Source organism: Gemmatimonadota bacterium, assembly GCA_040388625.1.
Lineage (GTDB): Bacteria > Gemmatimonadota > Gemmatimonadetes > Gemmatimonadales > Gemmatimonadaceae > Fen-1247.
The window spans coordinates 415,387-433,740 of the sequence record JAZKBK010000004.1; the positions used below are offsets into that span (position 1 = coordinate 415,387).

Sequence of the window (18,354 nt, forward strand, 5' to 3'; positions counted from 1 at the left end):
ACCGAGCAGCCGATCAGCTGGTGTGGACCTGAATCGGATCCTGCAACGCGATGGTGATGTTGCCGCCGTTCGGGACGCAACCTTCGTAATTGGCCGTGGTGGCAGCCGCTCCGGCACCCGCAGCCGCGCCCACCGCACCGCCGATGATGGTCGACTTGGTGCTGTGACCGAGTATCTGTCCGACCACCGCGCCAACAGCGGCGCCGGTTCCGACTTTCTGCACGTCCTTGCTGGTCGGCTGATTCTTGACGCGATCAACCTGCGCGGAGCTGACCGACGCAGTCACCGGATACGTGTGTCCCCCGAAGCTGATGGACGTCACGCGGAAGCTCATCACGATCTTGTCGTTGATATTCTCGCTGCGCTTGAGCTGGGTGATCTCGAGCGAAGCCTTTGCGCCGGCCGGGATCGTTGCACCGTTGGAACCGGTGACCGAGTTTGCAACGGTTGCCGTTACAGTCTCACCCACGTGATTCGTATTGGTGCAGATGCGCGAGTTGGACGTGAGCGCGATGGACGTACCGGCGGCGATCGTACCGAGCGGTGTTTCAGCGGCGCCGGGCGTGCGCGTTACCGTATTGCCGCTCGCGGTCGTCGACCTTGTTGGAGTGGTTGAATTCGCTCGTGTGGGTGCTGACTTTGTCGGTGTCCTGCGCGGCGCCGTGGCGCTTGCGGACGGAGCGGGAGCGGGCGTCTTTGCGGCGGGCACATCGTTCAGTGCCGGCTTTGCCGCGGTGTCCGCGTTGGCAAGCTGCATGTCGCGATTGAGCGTCGAGTCTTGTGCGAGTGTGTCGTTCTTTTTCTCACCGCTGCATGCGGCAACAGCGACCAGCATCAGCACTGCCGGGACCGCGACTAACGCACGCGCACGCTGCATATATTTTGACATGGGGCTCCTCTAAAAATGGCTTTGTCAGGCTCAGTCCCGTTCAAAGCGCAATCGGTGTGCCATACTTGCTTCCAAATCTTCGCCGCCTGATCCCGTACTTTCGGCCATACAGGACGCAACTCGTTACAGGGCTTGCGTTTGTAGTCCTGGCGGCTGGCATCACATCTGTGATACCATGGATCCTGCAGCGCGCGATCGACGCGATTCGGGCGGGCGTTGCGGTCAGTTCGGTCTGGGCGCTGGCAGGGGCCCTCGTCGGGACTGCCCTGGTTGGCGGCGCCTTGCGCTACGGGATGCGCGAGTGGATGAACGGATTGAGCAGATGGGTCGAGTACGACCTTAGGAATCGACTGTTCGAGCATCTCGAAGCGCTGGACGCGTCGTACTTCACGCGCACGCGGACCGGCGACATAATGGCACGCCTGACCAACGATCTGGGCGCGGTGCGGATGACGGCCGGACCGGCCATCATGTATCTCACCAATACCATATTCGGCGGGATCTTCGCGCTGTACTTCATGTCGCGCATCGACGTGAGGCTGACGCTGCTCGCGCTGTGCCCGATGATTCTGTTGCCGATCATCAGCGTGCGGCTCGCCAAGCTGATCCACACGCGGTTCGAATCGGTGCAGGAACACTTCTCATCGCTCACCACACACGCTCAGGAAAACCTGACGGGCGTCCGGATCGTGCGCGCGTATCGCCAGGAAGACTCCGAGATTGCACACTTCGGCGAGTTGAATGAGGAGTACCTCACACGCAACATGGCGCTCGTGCGCCTGTGGGGAGTCATGCATCCGCTGTTCGCGATGCTGGCTGGCGTGGGCGCCGTAATCGTGCTCGGCGCTGGCGGCGTGCTGGCGCTGCGCGGCGTCATTTCCATCGGTGCGTTCGTCGCATTCGGCATGTATCTCACCATGCTGACGTGGCCTCTCATCGCACTCGGCTGGGTAATCAATCTCTTCCAGCGCGGCGATGCATCCATGGGCCGGCTGCTTCAAATAATGGACGAGCAACCCCGCATCGTAACGCACGATCCGGTGCTGCATCTTCCACCGGCGAGCGATGGAAGGGCGATCGAATTCCGCAACGTGAGCTTCCACTTTCCCACTACCGGGACCGACGAGCCGCGCTGGGTGCTCGATGACGTGAGCTTCGTCATACCGTCAGGCGCAACCGCAGGCATCGTCGGAGCGACCGGAAGCGGCAAGAGTGCGCTCATCGATCTGATCGCTCGTGTGTACGACCCTCAACGCGGTCAGGTTCTGATCGACGGTGTTCCGATCGACCGCATCCCACTGGATGAGCTGCGTCGCGAGATCGGCTACGTTCCGCAGGAAAGTCTGCTCTTCAGCGATACCATCGCTGCAAATCTCGCATACGGACTTGGCCCCGGGGACAACCCGGAAGCCTGGCGCGACGCCGCGAAGATCGCGCAGCTGGACGAGGCTATCGCGGCCTTCCCCGACGGCTACGAAACCGTCCTCGGCGAGCGCGGAATCAATCTCTCCGGCGGACAGAAGCAACGAGCTACACTCGCTCGCGCGCTTGCGAGGCGGCCCGCGATCGTGCTGCTTGACGACGCGCTGTCCGCGGTCGACACCCACACCGAAGCTCAGATCCTGGCCGGATTGCGCTCGGCGCTTTCGCGACGCACCGCGGTGATCGCGTCGCACCGGGCCAGCGCGCTGCGCGACGCGGCGATGATCCTGGTGCTGGACGACGGCAGGATCGTCGAGCGCGGTACGCATGCTGAGCTGCTGGCCGCGGAGGGCCGCTACTGGGCGCTGCTCCGCCGCCAGCAGCTGGTGGAAGAGGTCGAGACGGCTGTTGGTTGAGGCAATTGCGCCGGTGTTGTACCTTTCCGGCATATGCACGTGACAGACCCCGCGGCAGCCCTCGATCCCCGTGCCGCGGCGCTCGAGGCCGAGCTCCAGGCGGCCCGCCGAGAACTCGCCGAGCTGCGCTCGCGCGACGCCCTCAAGACGCAGTTTTTATCCAACATCTCGCACGATCTGCGCACACCCCTCACCGCGATCATAACGCACGCGGAAATTCTGCGCGACGGAATATTGGGACCGATGTCGCCACGCCAGCTCGAGAGCGTAGGCGGAATCATCTCGGGTGGCCGACAACTGCTGGACATGGTCAGCGAGATTCTCACCTACGCGAAGGCGACGGCGAACAGATTGCGACTCGTGGCGACCGATTTCGACCTTGGAGATGTGGTGCGGCAGGCGAGTGCCATCAACGAGGCGATCGCGCGACGACGCAACCTCTCGGTCGCGACCGAGATACCGGAGTCACTTCCCACTCTGACGGCAGATCGCGAGAAGCTCACGCACGTGCTCAACAACCTGATCGGCAACGCGATCGACTTCACGCCGGATGGCGGACACGTATGGGTTCGCGCGTGGTATGGCGAGGATAGCAATCAGGCCGCGCATTTCGTGGAGGTTGGGGATACGGGAATCGGAATCGCGCCGGAGCATCAGGAGCTCGTGTTCGACGAATTCGCTCAAGTCGACTCGTCAGCGTCGCGACTGCACCACGGAACCGGACTCGGACTAACGATCGCGCGCAGGCTGGTGGAGTTGCACGGCGGACGCATCTGGGTGGAGAGCAAGCCCGGCGAGGGCGCTCGCTTCACGCTTACTATTCCCAGTGCCACGAACGCGTCTGCTCATCGTTGAAGACAGCGCGATCGTCGCATCGGCGCTGAGACTGCTATTCGAGGAGAGCGGCTACGACGTGGATGTCGCCTCGACCGTCAAGGATGCAATAGCGACGGCGACTGCGCGCGCGCCAGAAGTGATGCTGCTCGATCTCACACTACCTGACGGCGACGGTCTCACGATTCTCGAGCGTTTGCGCGCGGACGGTCACGCACCGCGCAGCACAATTGCGCTTACTGGCCACGACGACGACGAGCTTCGGGAGCGCTGCATCGAGGCTGGTTGCGTCGACGTGCTGCTCAAGCCGGTTCCGATTGCGCGACTTGTGGAGCTGGTACGATCGCTCTGAATTCCGCGCCGGTGAACTGCTCGGGTTGGAACTGCTCGCCACTTCGCTGAACGACTCCGCGAACTACTTCCTCTATAGTCACGAGCGGCGCGTCCGCCTCTGCGACGATGTCGACCGTCCATTTTCCACGGTCTGTTCCCTTGACCGTCGAACGATAGCTCGCGGAATAGACGACATGGCGTGGCTCGTGTGACTCGACAGAAGGATCCGGGTACGCCGCGACGACGGCGACCGCCGCCTCGACGCCTGACTGACGGATGACGGGAAAGAGGTACAGCTCCGCGACCTGGTCATAGCCGACGCGATCGGAGATCTCGCGGAAGAAACGTTCTGTGGTTTCGTTCATGGATAGAAAGGTGGCGTACGGGCGCGCCAGTAGCAATCGCTCCGTGAAGCCATGATGAATGTGAGGCGAACGGGATCACGGAATACCTGAGCCTCGGTTGACAGGCACCTTCGAGCGCGGAATCGATTCCCCTGCAGCGGTCACGCGACCCACGGAGTAGCGCGACTCGCATAGTTGGCGGCACCAAACGAATCTCGTCCGATATCGCAAAGCTTCCCGGCTCGTCTGGCTCACCGATGTTCGCGCGGTCACAGCAGGGTTACCGGATCGCGATCGAACGTCACTCGCAGCCCGTCTCTGGCCGGCACGGGAAATCGCTCCAGGAAATATCGGCCGACCCGCGTGAGCTCGTGCGGGTGCTCACTCTTGAGCAATACGTGCCAGCGCCAGCGCGTCTTGATGCGCTCGACCGCGCATGGCGCTGGCCCGATTATCGTGAGCCCGGGACTTTCCCGCACGCGAATCAGCCGCCGCAGCCACCCCGCGCCAGCAATGGCAAGATCCGCGACGCCCGACTCGACGCTGCCGCTGAACACGATGTTCGCGAGTCTATTGTTCGGCGGATACACAGGCTGTATTCGTCCCGCCAACTCTTCCGTGACGAACGACCGGTAATCGTGGGTCACGGCACACTTGACTGCATGATGGCTCGGCACTCGCGTCTGAATAAGCACTTCACCGCCGCGTGCGCCGCGCCCCGCCCGTCCGGCCACCTGGCTCAGAAGCTGGAAACACCGCTCGCTCGCACGGAAGTCCGGCAGGTTGATACCGACATCGGCATCGATCACTCCGACAAGCGTAACGTTCGGGAAATCCAGTCCCTTCGCGATCATCTGCGTGCCAAGCAGGATGTCGACCTCACCTGCGCCTACGCGATCGAGGATCTCCGCGTGCGCCCACTTTCCCGACGTCGTGTCGACATCCATGCGCGCAACACGCGCCGACGGAAAGCGCTCGCAGATCAGGCGTTCCACCTGCTGTGTGCCAAGTCCACGGCGCCGCAGCGTCGCTCCGCCGCACCGATTGCACACACGCTGCGGCTCCTCCTGATGCATGCAGTAATGACAGACCAACCGTTCGGGAGAGCGATGATACGTGAGAGTTATGCTGCAGTTGGGGCACGTCGCGACGTTGCCGCAGTTCTCGCACTGCACGAACGCCGAGTAGCCGCGCCGGTTGAGCAGCAGGATGCTCTGCTCTCCGCGATCGAGTCTCGCTCTAATCGCGGCGTCTAGCGGCCCGGTTACGACTCGCTGGTAGTCATCCTCGCCCGCCGTGGCAGCCGAGTCGACCACCGCCTTGCGCAGATCCACGACAGCGACAGGGGGCAGCGTCGCGCCACCTACACGATCGGGCAGCGACAGCAATGTAAACTTGGCCGCGGCCGCGTTGGTCCAGCTCTCCAGCGAAGGAGTCGCGCTCCCGAGCACGACCACCGCGCCTTCCTGCGTGGCTCGCACGATCGCGGCTTCGCGCGCATGATAGCGCGGCGTCTCTCCCTGCTTGTAGCTGGACTCGTGCTCCTCGTCGACGATGATCGCACCGATATTCGTGAGGGGCGCGAACACGGCCGACCGCGCGCCTACGGCTATTCGCTTCTCACCGCGCTTGAGCGCGAGCCATGCGTCATATCGCTCGCCATCGCTCAGCGCGCTGTGCAGCACTGCGACATCGTCGCCGAATACGGCACGGAACCGATCGACGGTCTGCGGAGTCAGTGCAATCTCCGGCACCAGCACGATGGCCGTCTTGCCGCGGCGCTCGACTATCTCGCGCAACAGCTCGATGTACACCAGCGTCTTGCCGCTGCCGGTCACGCCGTGCAACAGGAACACCTCGCCCGGCCGCGCCGTTCCCATCCGATTTATCACCGCCAGCTGCTCTGGCGTGGGCACGTGCCGTGGCTCGCTTCGCCCGACGCGCGCTGCGAACGGATCTCGCTCGACACGCTCGCGATCGATGCTGATGAGCGCACGTTTCTCCAGCGCCTTGAGCACCGACGGAGAAAACTTGAGCTGCTGCAGGAGGTGCTCCACGCTCGTTGCGCCGCCGAGCGATTCGATGAGCTCGAACAGTGCGCGCTGCTGCGGCGCGCGCGCGAACGCCTTCTCCCTCTGAAGCAGCGTCGGTATGTCGTCCCGGATGCGCACGATGCGCCGCGTCTTCACGTTGGGGTGCGGTTGCGCGGCGCCAGTCAGTAACGCCGGCAGAACCGTTCGCATCACGATCCCCAGCGGGACGACGTAATACTCCGAGATCCAGCGCGATAGTGCGAGCAGCCCTTCGTCCAGCGCAGGGCCGGCATCAGGCACGGCGGACACAGCCTTGATGACGCCGCGAGCCGGTGGCGCAGCGTCAAATGCGACGACTATCCCGATCTCCTGACGCTTGCGGAATGGAACGAGGACGCGGCTGCCGATTCGCGCCTCGTGCTCGTATTCACCGTCGAGTGAATAGACGAACGTCTGGAAGAGCGGCACGGGCAGCGCGACCTCCACCAGACGGCGCGCCTGATCCGTCACGCCGATCGCCGCCGGGTAACGCCGAGGCCCGGCGAGTCCACAAGCCCCACTCGGCCGTCCGCAATCGTCACGCCTTCGAACGGATCTTCTGCAAGCAGTGCAGCGCCGTCGAAATCGGCAGTGTCGAGAAGCGGTGCTATCTGCGCTATGGCCGATATCCCGAGCGACGTTTCGATCATGCATCCGGCCATCACGCCGAGGTTGTGCGCGCGCGCGACGTGAACGAGCCGGATCGCTTCGCGAAGACTGCCACACTTTGCGAGCTTGATATTGATCGCGTCACACGATCCAGCCAGACGCGGGACGTCGGCGGCGACGAGGCAGGATTCGTCAGCGATCACAGGCAGCCCGCAACGCTCGCGTACGAAGCGCATGCCCTCGACATCTGCGGCAGCGACGGGCTGCTCGAGTGATTCGACGCCATTATCGCGCAACATCGCGGCGCGCTCGATCGCCTGCTGCGGGGTCCACGCCGCATTGGCATCCACGCGCAATACCTTGTCGGGAGCTGCGTCGCGCACCGTGCGCACGATCTCCTCGTCGCGATCGGTTCCGAGCTTGATCTTGAGAATCGGATATTCCGTCGCGTCGCTCACTCGCCGGCGCAACCCCTCGACATCGTCGATCGCGATCGTAAAGCTCGAAAGCGGACTGGCGTCCGCGCTCAATCCCCACAACTTGTGCAGCGGGAGTCCAGCCTTGCGCGCATGAAGGTCGTGCATCGCGGAGCTGACAGCGGCACGAGCGGAGGCATTGCCGCGCAGCGCGGTCGTGAGCGCGACGTCAGTTGCTTCCAGCGACCACGATTGCGCGGACTCGATTATGGGCTTGTACCGCTCCAAGGCAGCGACGACTGTATCGGGTGATTCGCCGTAGTAGCGATTGGGTGCAGCTTCGCCCATACCGCTCACGCCGTCATCATCGGTGATGGTGACGATCACGTTCTCGTGGCCGGCATATCCCCAGCGAGCGATCACGAACGGACGCCTGGTGCGGAGGGAGACTCGCTCCCACGTGAGGTTCATCGCGCGACGTTCAGGACGTGAAAACGAAAGACGGCAACGTGCGTGCGAACCAGCCGTTCCGCTTCTCCGGATTGGGGGCGCCAGTCTGCGCGAGATACTGGATCAACGCGTCAGCCACATCGTTGCCGCGTTGATACCGCGCAGACGGATCCTTGGCGAGGCAACGCATCACGACCGCTGCAAGCGCGGGCGGCACACGCGAGTCGACGATGTCAGGTGATACCGGAACCTCTTCCAGGTGCTTCGACGTTATCGAATAGATGTCCGCGCCGTCGAATGGCACGAATCCAACCAGCGTCTCGTACATGACGATACCGAGCGTGTAGAGATCGCTTCGGCCATCGAGCAGACGACCACGCGCCTGCTCCGGCGACATGTAGTGCGGCGTGCCCATCACGTGTCCCGTTCCCGTCATGCGACCGCGGAAGTGCGCGGTCGCGATCCCGAAGTCGGTGACCACCGCATGCTCGTCCTCGTCGAACAGGACGTTGTCAGGCTTGATGTCGCGGTGCACCACGCCATGCCGATGCGCGTAGTCGAGCGCACTCGAAACCTGCGCACACACCGCCGCGACGCGCTCCGGCGGGAGCGAGCGCCGCCCGGAGATACGATCACCCAGCGTGCCGCGCGACAGATACGGCATCACCGTGTACACGTGCCGTTCCGTCATGCCGAAGTCGATGATGTTGCAGATGTGCGGATGCACCAGTTGCGCGGCGGTTTCCGCCTCGCGTCTGAACCGCTCCCGCATGTCCGCGTCGCGCGCCAGATGCGGATGCAGCACCTTGAGCACCACTGGCCTGTCCAGCGCGTTGTGCATCGCGTAGTACACCGTCGCCATTCCGCCGTCGCCGATGCGGTGCGAGACGCTGTACCGTCCACCGATCACGTGCCTGAGTGACGTGATGTCGGCGTCCGGCCGTTCCTCTCGCGCCGCTACGGCAGGAAGCGCCGCATCGCAACGAGTGCAGCGCGCCGCAGTACCGCGGTTCCATGATCCGCACCCGGGACAGAACACCTAGGCGCCCAGTTCCATGCGGACGTAATCGTAGGGAGGACGATCGTCTTCGCGTTGCTCTATGATGGCCATCGCCTCGTGCAACTTGGCGTAGTGAACATCGAGCCAGCGAGCCAGCACCACTTCATCGCGGAATATCGTCCCCGGTGGCGCGGGAACGATCGTGCCCTTCGCGCTGAACGCATCCACCACGCGGACATAATCCGAAAGATCGGCATCACTGGGCTCGCTGCGAACGTACGGAGAAATCGCAACGACTGCAGCGAGATCGCGATACTTGACGAGCTGCACATTCTGCTGCTCGAGCAGCGCCGGATCGCCCGCGTCGGTGTCGATCACGCCGTAGAAGCGCAGACCGGACTTGCCGCTGGCGCTAGCCATGCGCGATCGCCGGCATGGCGTGCGGCCACTTCACTCCCTTGATGATGGAGAAGTTCATCGACCGCTCGCGCGAGAGATCGCGCAGCAATTCAGTTTCGCGAACGAGCGCCTGGCGCGCTTCGGCCCAACCCGACCTGCGCAGCGCCCGACCCATGATCTGAACCTTCGCCTGCCAGTTGAGGCGCGGAGATGCATCAGCGCCGTCCGGTACCAACTCGTCGTCGCACTCGTTGGTCCAGTCCTTCACCTGAATGTCCACGACGCCAGCCTCGCGCAGCATCTGCTTCCACTCGACCACCATGCGCGGGCGAAGCCCCAGACGCTCGACGACCAGCTCCCGGCGCGCCGCCGAAAGGTCGGAGCTCCATGTCAGCTGGAGCAGTACAACCGCGCCCATGGGCTTCGTGACGCGCGCGAGCTCAGCGACTGCCCTTCCAGTGCTCGCGGCAGCGGCGATTTCCGGCTCGCCGATGGCTGCGTCGAATACGCCCGTCTCGTACGGCAGGTCATCCAGCTCTGCATGCTGGTAGCTGAGGCCCAAGCCGGTCTCGCGCGCGTGCTCCTCGGCCTGCGTGATGTCCTCGTCGTCCGGATCGACGCCGGTTACCGATGCGCCCGTGCGGAGCGCCAGCCATTCCGTGGTGACGCCACGCCCGCAACCGGACACGACGACGTCCTGACCCTTCTCGAGGTCGGCGAGCCGGGCGACCTCACGGTAGAGATCCTCTCCCGTCGCTCGCCAGCGGTCGATGATCGCCATTTGCACCAGCCGCAACACCGCCGGCGCCGGGGTCGTTCTGTTCCCTTCGGGCATCTATCGAAAGCTATCCGGCTGGCGGCAGGCCGGCGAGTGCACGCATGTGAACAACCACCGCCTCAGCCAGTCGAAGCGGCGTGTAACCGCCTTCCAGCGCGCTCACGACCCTTCCCCCACAGGCAGCGTCTGCGCGGGCAGTAACAAATCGCGTCAGCCGATCTATATGCTCCATTTCCAGTGTAAAGCCACCGATCGCGTCGCCCGCAAGACAGTCGAAACCAGCAGAGATGAGGATAAGCTCGGGCTGAAAATCGTCTGTTAGTGTGTCGAACGATCGTTCGAATGTCTCGACATACTGCATTGGATCGAGGCCGGCGGCCATGGGAGCGTTCAGCACGGTTCCGTGCGGCCCGTGATCGGACGCCGCGCCGGTGCCCGGATAGAATGGCCACTGATGCATGGACAGAAACCGAATCGCCGGATCGTCCTGCACCAGCGCCTGGGTGCCGTTGCCATGATGGACGTCCCAGTCGACGATCAGGACGCGCTCGAGTCTGTGGACCTTGCGGGCGTAGTGCGCACCGAGCGCGACCGTTCCGAAGATGCAGAAACCCATCGCGCGGTCGCGGACTGCGTGGTGGCCGGGGGGGCGTATGCCGGAGAAGCTGCGGGTGGCGCGTCCATCCATCGCCATGTCGACCGCGTCGAGCACGCAGCCGGCAGCTGCAGTCGCCGCGTCCCATGAGCCCTCGCTGGCGACCGTGTCGATGTCGAGCCGTCCCCCGCCTGCGGCGCAGAGTGCGCGGACAGATTCGACATAGCCGCGCTCGTGTACGAGTGACAGCTCATCGACGGTTGCGTGACGTCCTTCGACGTGCTCCAGTTGCTGGAACAGCTCGAAGTCGTTCCGCACCGCGCGCATGATCGCGACGAGGCGCCCGACGTGTTCCGGATGTCCCCATCCGGTGTCGTGACGTCCGCAATCGGAGTGGGAGATGAACGCGGTGCGATGCATATGGCCCGTGTGCGTGGATGGTGTAAGGGCAGGCCCCCGTGCCTGCCGGCCGTAGGGGCGGGCACGGAGGCCCGCCCCTACGGATCGATGCGCGCCGGGACGCGTCGACGCCCGATCCGCACCATCGTCACACCTACGACCTTACCGGACGGCGCCTCCGGCGCGCGACCAACAACGTCGATCCGTCCAGCACTCCGGCTCTGGACAGCGAAATCGACTCGTCGAATATCTCGCAGCCGTTCAGCTTGACCGAGAACTCATCGGGGAACAGCGCGTCGGGGATGAGAGTGTTCAGCGCGTACATCTTGGCCGTGCGAATCGACTCCGAGGGGCGCGCGTCGATGCGGACAACGTCCCATACTTCCTGCGCCTGCACGCGGAAGCTGAGTACGTTACCGGCGGTGAGCTCTCCGATCGAAATCACACCGTCCCGCGCGCGCAACGAGTTCGCAAACGTCGCGCTCATGCCGTCACCGTCGACGATTCGGGGAGTTCGAGGGGTATCGCCCCGACTCCTGGTGGATCGGCGGTCGGCAGCGAGGAAAGAAACCGCGCTACCTGTCCATCGAGCATGTAAGACGATCCCGATACAGCGGTGAGTCCGTCTTTCTGCATCACACCGATGACGAGCTCTTCGCCACCCATGCCTCGCATCGAAACGAACGTCGGTCCTTCCATGTCGAGGAAGGCGGTATAGATCGAATTGCGTCGCGAAAAGAAGTGCTTGGCTGCATCAAGCACCTCTGCCGGGGAGAGCGGAGTGAGCGTCTCCTGAAGAGTCCTGTCTGTCTGCGCCATGGGCGAAATCTAACCAGCGACGCCCGTGGGCTGCCAGACTCAGGACTCCAGCAGCGACTCGATCTTTCGCGTGAGCGGGGCGAAGCTGATTTGACCGCCCGCAGCACGCCGTCCGACCTCGCTCGCGCTCTCGCGCTGCCCTTCGGCGAACAGCTCGGCGACTATCCAGGGCCCCGCCGCGGGATTGCGCCACCAGTCTTCATCGAACCGATCGACCAGTCCTTCATCCAGCAGCGACTGGAGTTGCCACGCGCGCAGATACCGCGTGGAATAGAAACGCGAATCGAGGTCGATGAACGCATCGGCCGGCCGATACTGGAATCCCGTCGCGGCGGCGAGTATCTCGACGTAGATGTCCGGTAGCGCTTTCCAGTCCACGGCACCGCTGTAGACCTGTATCTCGTAAAGCAGCTTCGCGCAGTAGCGCCTGACGAAATGCAATTCCTCGAAGCCTGCAAGTCGCAGGAAAGCCGCTGCGCGGTTTCTATCCAGGCCTGTGTAGCGTCGCAGCCACGCGCGCTGTTGCATCCGGTGATCGAACAGCATTGCGTAGCTCTCGGTAACTGAATTGTCGCCAATCCAGCGATACTCGAACGGGTAATCCGCGCGCGTGTTTCCGAAATGGAGGGCGTGTCCGAGCTCGTGCAGAAAAGTGCCGTAGTCGGATTGTCCGCCGTGCGGGCGCAGCACGAGATACACCTCATCCGGAATGCGTACCGGTGAACAGAATGCGCGCGGTCGCTTGCCGGGACGATCGCCTATGTCAAACGTGATGCGTCCGGTGGCGGTCGCATCGAGGCCCAACTCCGCGCAATTGCGCCGGATGATGCTCTCCATGGCCGATTCGGGAAATGCATCGTCGAACTCGCGCAGCCTGAACAGCGCGAGCGAATCTGCCCGCGTCGCTTCGCCGCGCGGAACACCGAATGCCCTGAGCCGCTCGTCCAGCACCGAAGTCCACATCGCCTCGGTGTCGTGGAGGAAAGTCTCGCACTCTGCCGCGAGCCTGGTGAGCGATATGCCGCTCAGTGCCTCGAACGTCGAGTTGTATCCGGCGGCAATGCCGAGGGACTCGACCGCATCGCGCTCGCGCTGAAGCCGCTCGAGTCGCAGCGGTGCGAATGACTCCTCGACAGTCCGCGCGCGCGCCGCATCGATCGCTCTCCGATCCGCCGCGTCGCCGCTGTTCGCAATGTCGATCGCCACGCGCTGGTATGGGATGACGCGCCCGTCGGCCACTCGAATGACGGCGGCATGCTCGAGTGCGACTTCACGCTCGTCCAGCGCGGCAAGCTGCCGCCCGACGCGCGACTCCACCTGCCACTCGAGCATCATGCGTGCTGCTCGTGCGTCTTCCGAATCGGCCGGAGCACCACGAAATCGCTCGATGCACTCCGACAGAGCGTCCTCGCTCAGTATGTCGTCGTACCTCTCGTAGATTGTCTGCAGCGCTGCTTCCGCCTTGAGACCCGAATAGGCGAGATAACTCTCGCGTGCGACATCCTGGGTGAACGATTGCGCGCGAGCCCGCAACCGTTCCAGGTTCATCGCGCGAGCCTGTCGCCGAGGTATCGCGCGATCTCGCCGGTGCTCACGCGATCCTGCGCAAGCGTGTCACGGTCGCGTACGGTAACCGAATTGTCAGCCGCTGACTCGCTGTCGACGGTTATGCAGAACGGAGTTCCGACTTCGTCCTGCCTGCGATAACGCTTGCCGATGCTGCCCGATTCGTCGTAATCGACCGGGAACTGCGGCCGCAGACCATCCGCGATTGCGTGCGCCATGTCCGGCTGGCCGTCCTTCTTGGTGAGCGGAAATACAGCGGCCTTGATAGGTGCGAGAGCGGGGTCAATGCCAAGAACGACGCGCCCCTCGTCCTCCCCGGGAACACTTTCCTCACGGTATGCGTTGACGAGCACTGCGAGCGTGACGCGATCCGCACCGACCGACGTTTCCACTACCCACGGGATGTAGCGGCGATTGGCCGCCTGGTCGAAGTATTCCAGCTTCTTCCCGGAAAATTCAGTGTGCTGTTTGAGATCGAAATCACCCCGATTGTGCACGCCTTCGATTTCCTGGAAGCCGAGCGTGCCACCGAAGTCGAACTGCACGTCGAACGCAGCCTTGGCGTAGTGCGCCAGCTCTGCCGGAGTATGCTGATGGAATTCCAGCCGCGCTTCGGTGAGACCCAGCGAACGATGCCACGCCATGCGTTCGCCCTTCCAGTAGTCGAACCACTCGGACGACTTCTCTGGATCGACGAAGAACTGCATCTCCATCTGCTCGAACTCACGCGTGCGGAATATGAAATTCCCAGGCGTGATCTCGTTGCGGAACGCCTTGCCGATCTGCGCGATTCCGAACGGAACCTTCTGGCGCATCGACTGCTGCACGTTCAGAAAATTCACGAAGATTCCCTGCGCCGTTTCAGGGCGCAGATAAACCGTCGCTGCCGTCTCCTCGACCGCGCCCATGAACGTCTTGAACATCAGGTTGAACTGACGCGGCTCCGTAAGCTCGCAATCCGCGAACTCGCCAGGATGCTTGCTCGGCTTGCGCAGACAGCGCGCGTCCTCGAGCTTGTCGGCGCGAAAGCGGCCCTTGCAGGCGCGGCAATCGACCAGCGGATCGACAAAGCCGGCGACGTGGCCACTTGCTTCCCACACGCGCGGATTCATTAGAATCGCTGCATCCAGGCCTTCGACGTCGTCGCGCGAGCGGACCATCGCGTGCCACCAGCGGTCCTTGATGTTCTTCTTGAGCTCGACGCCCAGCGGACCGTAATCCCATACGGATCCGGTACCGCCATATATCTCGGATGACTGGAAGATGTAGCCGCGCCGCTTGCACAGCGATACGAGCTTCTCCATCACGTCCGGGTAATTCATTCTTTACAGTCCGATGATCTGGTCGCGTCGCGTTCCGACGCTGACATAGGTTATTGGCGCTTCGACAAGCTGCTCGATTCTGTCGAGATACGCACGCGCAGCGGCTGGAAGATCTTCCAGCGTGCGCGCGTCAGCCGTCGACGTGCGCCAGCCGGCGAACGTTTCGTAAACGGGCTCGGCGTGACTCAGCATGGTGAGATCGCCGGGAAATTCGGTGAACACGTCCTCGCCCACGCGATACGCGGTGCAGAGCCTGACCTCGTCCAGGGTATCCAGCACGTCGAGCTTGGTAACTGCAAGGTCCGTGAGTCCGTTGACGCGCACCGCGTAGCGCACGACTACTGCGTCGAACCAGCCGCAGCGTCGCGCACGTCCCGTAGTCGCTCCGAATTCATTCCCGAGCTTGCGCATCTCCGACTGAAGCGGCTCGGCGAATTCCGTTGGCAACGGCCCCTGTCCCACACGCGTCGTATACGCCTTGACGACTCCGAGGCAGCTGTCCAGCGAACTCGGCGCGATGCCGACTCCGACAGCCGCGCCGCCCGATGTGGTAGTGCTGGACGTGACGAACGGATATGTCCCGTGATCGACGTCCAGCAGCGAACCCTGCGCTCCCTCGAGCAGAACCGCCGCACCGCTGCGTTGTGCGCGATGGATTGCGAGCCCGACGTCATCCGCGAGAGAAAGCAGCCGCGGCGCCAGACGCTCCACCAGCGTCATCGTATCCGCAACTGAAGCCCGCTCGGTGACTCCCCACGCGGCAAGTTGCGCATTGGCGTGGGCGACGGCGGCTTCGACAATCGGGAGCAGAGAATCCGGATGGCGCAGATCGAGTACGCGTACGCCGCGGCGCGCGATCTTGTCCTCGTATGCAGGCCCGATTCCCCGCCCCGTGGTGCCGATCGCGCGACTCGCGGCGCTGCTGGAATCGACCAGCTTGTGATACGGCAGCACCAGATGCGCGCGCTCGCTGACGTACAGCCTGCCCTCGACGTCCACACCGTCGGCGACGAGCTCGTCTATCTCTGTAAAGAGAGTCTCGGGATCCAGCACGACACCGTTCCCGATGGCGCAGCGAACGCCCGCGTGCAGGATCCCGCTCGGAATCTGGTGCAGTACGAAGGACGTCTCGCCCAGGTCCACTGTGTGGCCGGCGTTGGCGCCTCCCTGATATCGGACGACCCAGTCGGCGCGCTCCGAGAGCACGTCCACGAGCTTGCCCTTTCCCTCATCTCCCCATTGCGCCCCGACGACTACGACGGTGCGTGTATTCGCATCAAACATGTCAACCCCGGCGACCCCATAAACACAAAAAAGCCCCGTCTGGCGCGGCGGGGCGTGTTGTTAATCTACGTGTCGGGACGGGCATGTCAACGTGAGGAATCCATCCGGATCTCAGCCATCCCGCTCACTGTGCGGCTCGGAACGGATCGGCAGAAAAATGGTAAACGTCGATCCCTTCCCGTACTCGCTGCTGAGAGTCACGCGGCCTCCGAGCGCCCCGGACAGCTTTCGCGTGATACTGAGACCCAGCCCCGTCCCGCCAAACTCGCGGGTACGCGACTGGTCCACCTGCCGGAAGTCGTCCCATATGGCAGAGAGGTCTTCCCTGCGTATGCCGATCCCGGTATCCGCCACGTCCAACCGAACCAGATCGTCCTCCTGCCGCGCCGTGAGGATGACGCTTCCGGAGTGGGTGAATTTCACGGCGTTGGAGAGCAGGTTCAACATGATCTGCTTGACCTTGGTACGATCGGTCATCATGTGCAGCGGCTCATCGGGGCCGATCCAGCGGTACGTCAGTCCCTTCTTCTTGATGAGCGGATCGATCTGCACCGACGCCTCACGTATCAGCTCCTGCAGCACCGTGTCTTCCAGATGCAGCGGCATGCGGCCCGCTTCGATCTTCGCGAGGTCGAGGATGTCATTGATGAGCGCGAGCAGATGCTGCGCGGCCGCACGGATGCGAACGAGACCTTCTTCCTGCCGGTCATTCAGATCGCCATAGATCCGGTCCAGCATGAGCGCAGTGTAACCGATCAGTGCGTTGATAGGCGTGCGCAGCTCGTGCGACATGCTCGCAAGAAATTCCGACTTGAGCCTGTTGGCTTTCTCCAGCTCGCGTGACTGCCATTGCAGACGGACGTTCTGCTCGCCGAGATCGGCGGTTGCCGCACGCACGCGCGCTTCGAGCTCGTTGCTGAAATTCTTGAGCTCTTCATACAGCCGCTCGTTCTCCGCCTGTTCCGTGAGGTCGTGCAGCACGGATACGATCGCGAGCGGCTCACCGCGCCGGTCGAGGATCTTGCCAGCGACGACTTCCATTGGAATCGTCACCGGTTCATTGCCGGGCTGGAGCAGCTCCATGTCCTCCCGTCGCGCAGACTCGGGGCTCAGACTGAAATCGGAGATGAACGTCGTGAACCTGGTATCGTTGGCACGAACCGCCGCGGAACGGTCCCCGGTCGCGTAGCCGATGTTGGGGGTCGCAGACCCGAACAGCAGCTCGGCCTGCCGGTTCATGAGGATGATGTTGGCGCGATCGTCGGTGACCAGGATCGGATCGGCAACATTCGTGAGAATCAGATTGAGACGATCACTCTCGCGCTTTGCCTCGTACTCCGCGAGTCGTACACGCTGCACCTGCAGCTCGAGCTCGTTGGCTGCGCGCCGGAGATCCGTCACATCGCGCAGCACCGACACTATCGCATTGTCGTCCTCGTCGAGCGGTTGCGTGAGAACTTCGAACAGCAGATCTGTCCCGTCGTCCGGATCGACCATGTTCAGCTCGCGCGCTTCCGCAGCGACATTGGTACCAGAGGGCGCGGCGTCCTTGGAGAGGTGGGACGTGAGCAGCAGGTTGTTGATTTCCACTGCGCGGCGGCGCCCCTCGGAATCGCGCTCGCGCATGCTCAACAGATGCTCGGCGCGCTGATTCTGCACCACGATCTGCCGCTCGCCGTCGATGATGACGATCGGATCAGGCAGAGAATTGACGATCGATGTGAGCACTGCGCGCTGGTCCACCAACTCCTCGGCGCGACCGCGATGCGCGTCGGAGGCGGCGAGCCGGGACAGCATCGGACCGGCGAGCTGCGCCGCGCATACAATCCGATCCAGAGTAGCCGGAAGCGACTCCATTTCCAGCACGAACACCCCATAAGGCGAGAGCGCCGCGTGGTCCGGCCGCGCGTGCCACTCGCGGGATGAGTCTACGGCAGCTATCGAACATGGACTCGACAATCGCCGATCGGCATCTGCACAATCGATGAAACGCGGTGCGTCGACGATGCGAGACTGCGGAAACGGCACGGCCATGAGCCGCGTCCGGCGCGAAATACCCGAGCGCGGGACGCCGTGCGAGCATGCTACGACCTGCATGCCGAGCAGCGCAACCACGAACGGATCGTTCGGATCGTCCATCGTGCGCGCGGTCGGCGGGTCGAGCGTTTCGTAGCCGAGCGAGACAGATGGCACGAGCTGACTCGCCGCAACGTCACGTACCAGAACGTATCCGCGACTCGATCCAACGAGGCCGCAGAACCGCGCCAGCAACAATCCAGCTGCCGATGCGAAATCGGGAGACGTTGCGACATCCGCGAGGAGTGATTCCAGCCACGTGGCGGAATCACTCTCGCGTGCATCTACCGTCGTACGGTCACGCGCCGAGCTGGTCAAGGCGACGCCGTAG

Annotated in this window: 17 protein-coding genes; 3 read left to right on the forward strand and 14 right to left on the reverse strand. The window is 63.3% G+C overall.

Translation table 11 applies throughout. The features are described from left to right. Window positions 1-13 precede the first annotated feature (13 nt). Window positions 14-889 (reverse strand): hypothetical protein, encoded by an 876-nt coding sequence (locus V4529_10435; GenBank protein ID MES2358744.1) that lies wholly within the window; start codon window positions 887-889, stop codon window positions 14-16. On the opposite strand from V4529_10435, the gene V4529_10440 reads away from it, so the two are divergent. Genes V4529_10440 through V4529_10450 form a run of 3 tightly spaced genes read left to right on the forward strand, consistent with a single transcriptional unit; the run spans window position 814 to window position 3,913 of the window. After that, window positions 814-2,727, forward strand: a complete 1,914-nt coding sequence (locus V4529_10440) for an ABC transporter ATP-binding protein (GenBank protein MES2358745.1) — start codon at window positions 814-816, stop codon at window positions 2,725-2,727. The two genes, V4529_10435 and V4529_10440, sit on opposite strands and share 76 nt — an antisense overlap. A 39-nt stretch (window positions 2,728-2,766) precedes the next feature. Further along, complete coding sequence (locus V4529_10445) at window positions 2,767-3,582, forward strand: HAMP domain-containing sensor histidine kinase (GenBank protein MES2358746.1); 816 nt, start codon at window positions 2,767-2,769, stop codon at window positions 3,580-3,582. Continuing rightward, window positions 3,554-3,913 carry a response regulator gene (locus tag V4529_10450; GenBank protein ID MES2358747.1) on the forward strand — a complete coding sequence of 120 codons (360 nt, stop codon included), beginning with the start codon at window positions 3,554-3,556 and terminating at the stop codon, window positions 3,911-3,913. The genes V4529_10445 and V4529_10450 overlap by 29 nt, the downstream gene beginning before the upstream one ends. On the opposite strand, the gene V4529_10455 is transcribed toward V4529_10450, so the two are convergent. The 13 genes from V4529_10455 to V4529_10515 form a co-directional block, all read right to left on the reverse strand. Then, window positions 3,864-4,259, reverse strand: a complete 396-nt coding sequence (locus V4529_10455; protein ID MES2358748.1) for a hypothetical protein — start codon at window positions 4,257-4,259, stop codon at window positions 3,864-3,866. The genes V4529_10450 and V4529_10455 overlap by 50 nt on opposite strands. 248 nt (window positions 4,260-4,507) lie before the next feature. After that, entirely contained in the window at window positions 4,508-6,781 is a 2,274-nt protein-coding gene (gene priA, locus V4529_10460; protein MES2358749.1) for a primosomal protein N', read from the reverse strand. Beyond that, window positions 6,778-7,806, reverse strand: coding sequence for a dipeptide epimerase (locus V4529_10465; protein ID MES2358750.1), 1,029 nt, complete (start codon window positions 7,804-7,806; stop codon window positions 6,778-6,780). Before V4529_10465 ends, priA begins: the two co-directional genes overlap by 4 nt. Before the next feature lie 10 nt (window positions 7,807-7,816). Further along, window positions 7,817-8,824 (reverse strand): serine/threonine-protein kinase, encoded by a 1,008-nt coding sequence (locus V4529_10470; GenBank protein ID MES2358751.1) that lies wholly within the window; start codon window positions 8,822-8,824, stop codon window positions 7,817-7,819. Next, window positions 8,825-9,205 (reverse strand): GvpL/GvpF family gas vesicle protein, encoded by a 381-nt coding sequence (locus tag V4529_10475; GenBank protein ID MES2358752.1) that lies wholly within the window; start codon window positions 9,203-9,205, stop codon window positions 8,825-8,827. Further along, window positions 9,198-10,019, reverse strand: coding sequence for a methyltransferase domain-containing protein (locus V4529_10480; GenBank protein ID MES2358753.1), 822 nt, complete (start codon window positions 10,017-10,019; stop codon window positions 9,198-9,200). The genes V4529_10475 and V4529_10480 overlap by 8 nt, the downstream gene beginning before the upstream one ends. A gap of 10 nt (window positions 10,020-10,029) precedes the next feature. Next, window positions 10,030-10,977, reverse strand: a complete 948-nt coding sequence (locus tag V4529_10485) for a histone deacetylase (GenBank protein MES2358754.1) — start codon at window positions 10,975-10,977, stop codon at window positions 10,030-10,032. A 133-nt stretch (window positions 10,978-11,110) separates the two neighbouring features. Then, window positions 11,111-11,443 carry a hypothetical protein gene (locus V4529_10490; protein MES2358755.1) on the reverse strand — a complete coding sequence of 111 codons (333 nt, stop codon included), beginning with the start codon at window positions 11,441-11,443 and terminating at the stop codon, window positions 11,111-11,113. Beyond that, complete coding sequence (locus V4529_10495) at window positions 11,440-11,775, reverse strand: hypothetical protein (GenBank protein MES2358756.1); 336 nt, start codon at window positions 11,773-11,775, stop codon at window positions 11,440-11,442. Before V4529_10495 ends, V4529_10490 begins: the two co-directional genes overlap by 4 nt. 39 nt (window positions 11,776-11,814) lie before the next feature. After that, window positions 11,815-13,323: a hypothetical protein gene (locus V4529_10500; GenBank protein ID MES2358757.1), complete on the reverse strand. Its 1,509-nt coding sequence runs from the start codon at window positions 13,321-13,323 to the stop codon at window positions 11,815-11,817. Next, on the reverse strand, window positions 13,320-14,663 hold the full coding sequence (locus V4529_10505; GenBank protein MES2358758.1) for a glycine--tRNA ligase: 1,344 nt from the start codon (window positions 14,661-14,663) through the stop codon (window positions 13,320-13,322). Before V4529_10505 ends, V4529_10500 begins: the two co-directional genes overlap by 4 nt. Window positions 14,664-14,666: 3 nt before the next feature. Then, window positions 14,667-15,947, reverse strand: coding sequence for an adenylosuccinate synthase (locus V4529_10510; GenBank protein ID MES2358759.1), 1,281 nt, complete (start codon window positions 15,945-15,947; stop codon window positions 14,667-14,669). Between the two features lie 111 nt (window positions 15,948-16,058). Then, window positions 16,059-18,341, reverse strand: a complete 2,283-nt coding sequence (locus tag V4529_10515; GenBank protein MES2358760.1) for an ATP-binding protein — start codon at window positions 18,339-18,341, stop codon at window positions 16,059-16,061. Between the last annotated feature and the right edge of the window lie 13 nt (window positions 18,342-18,354).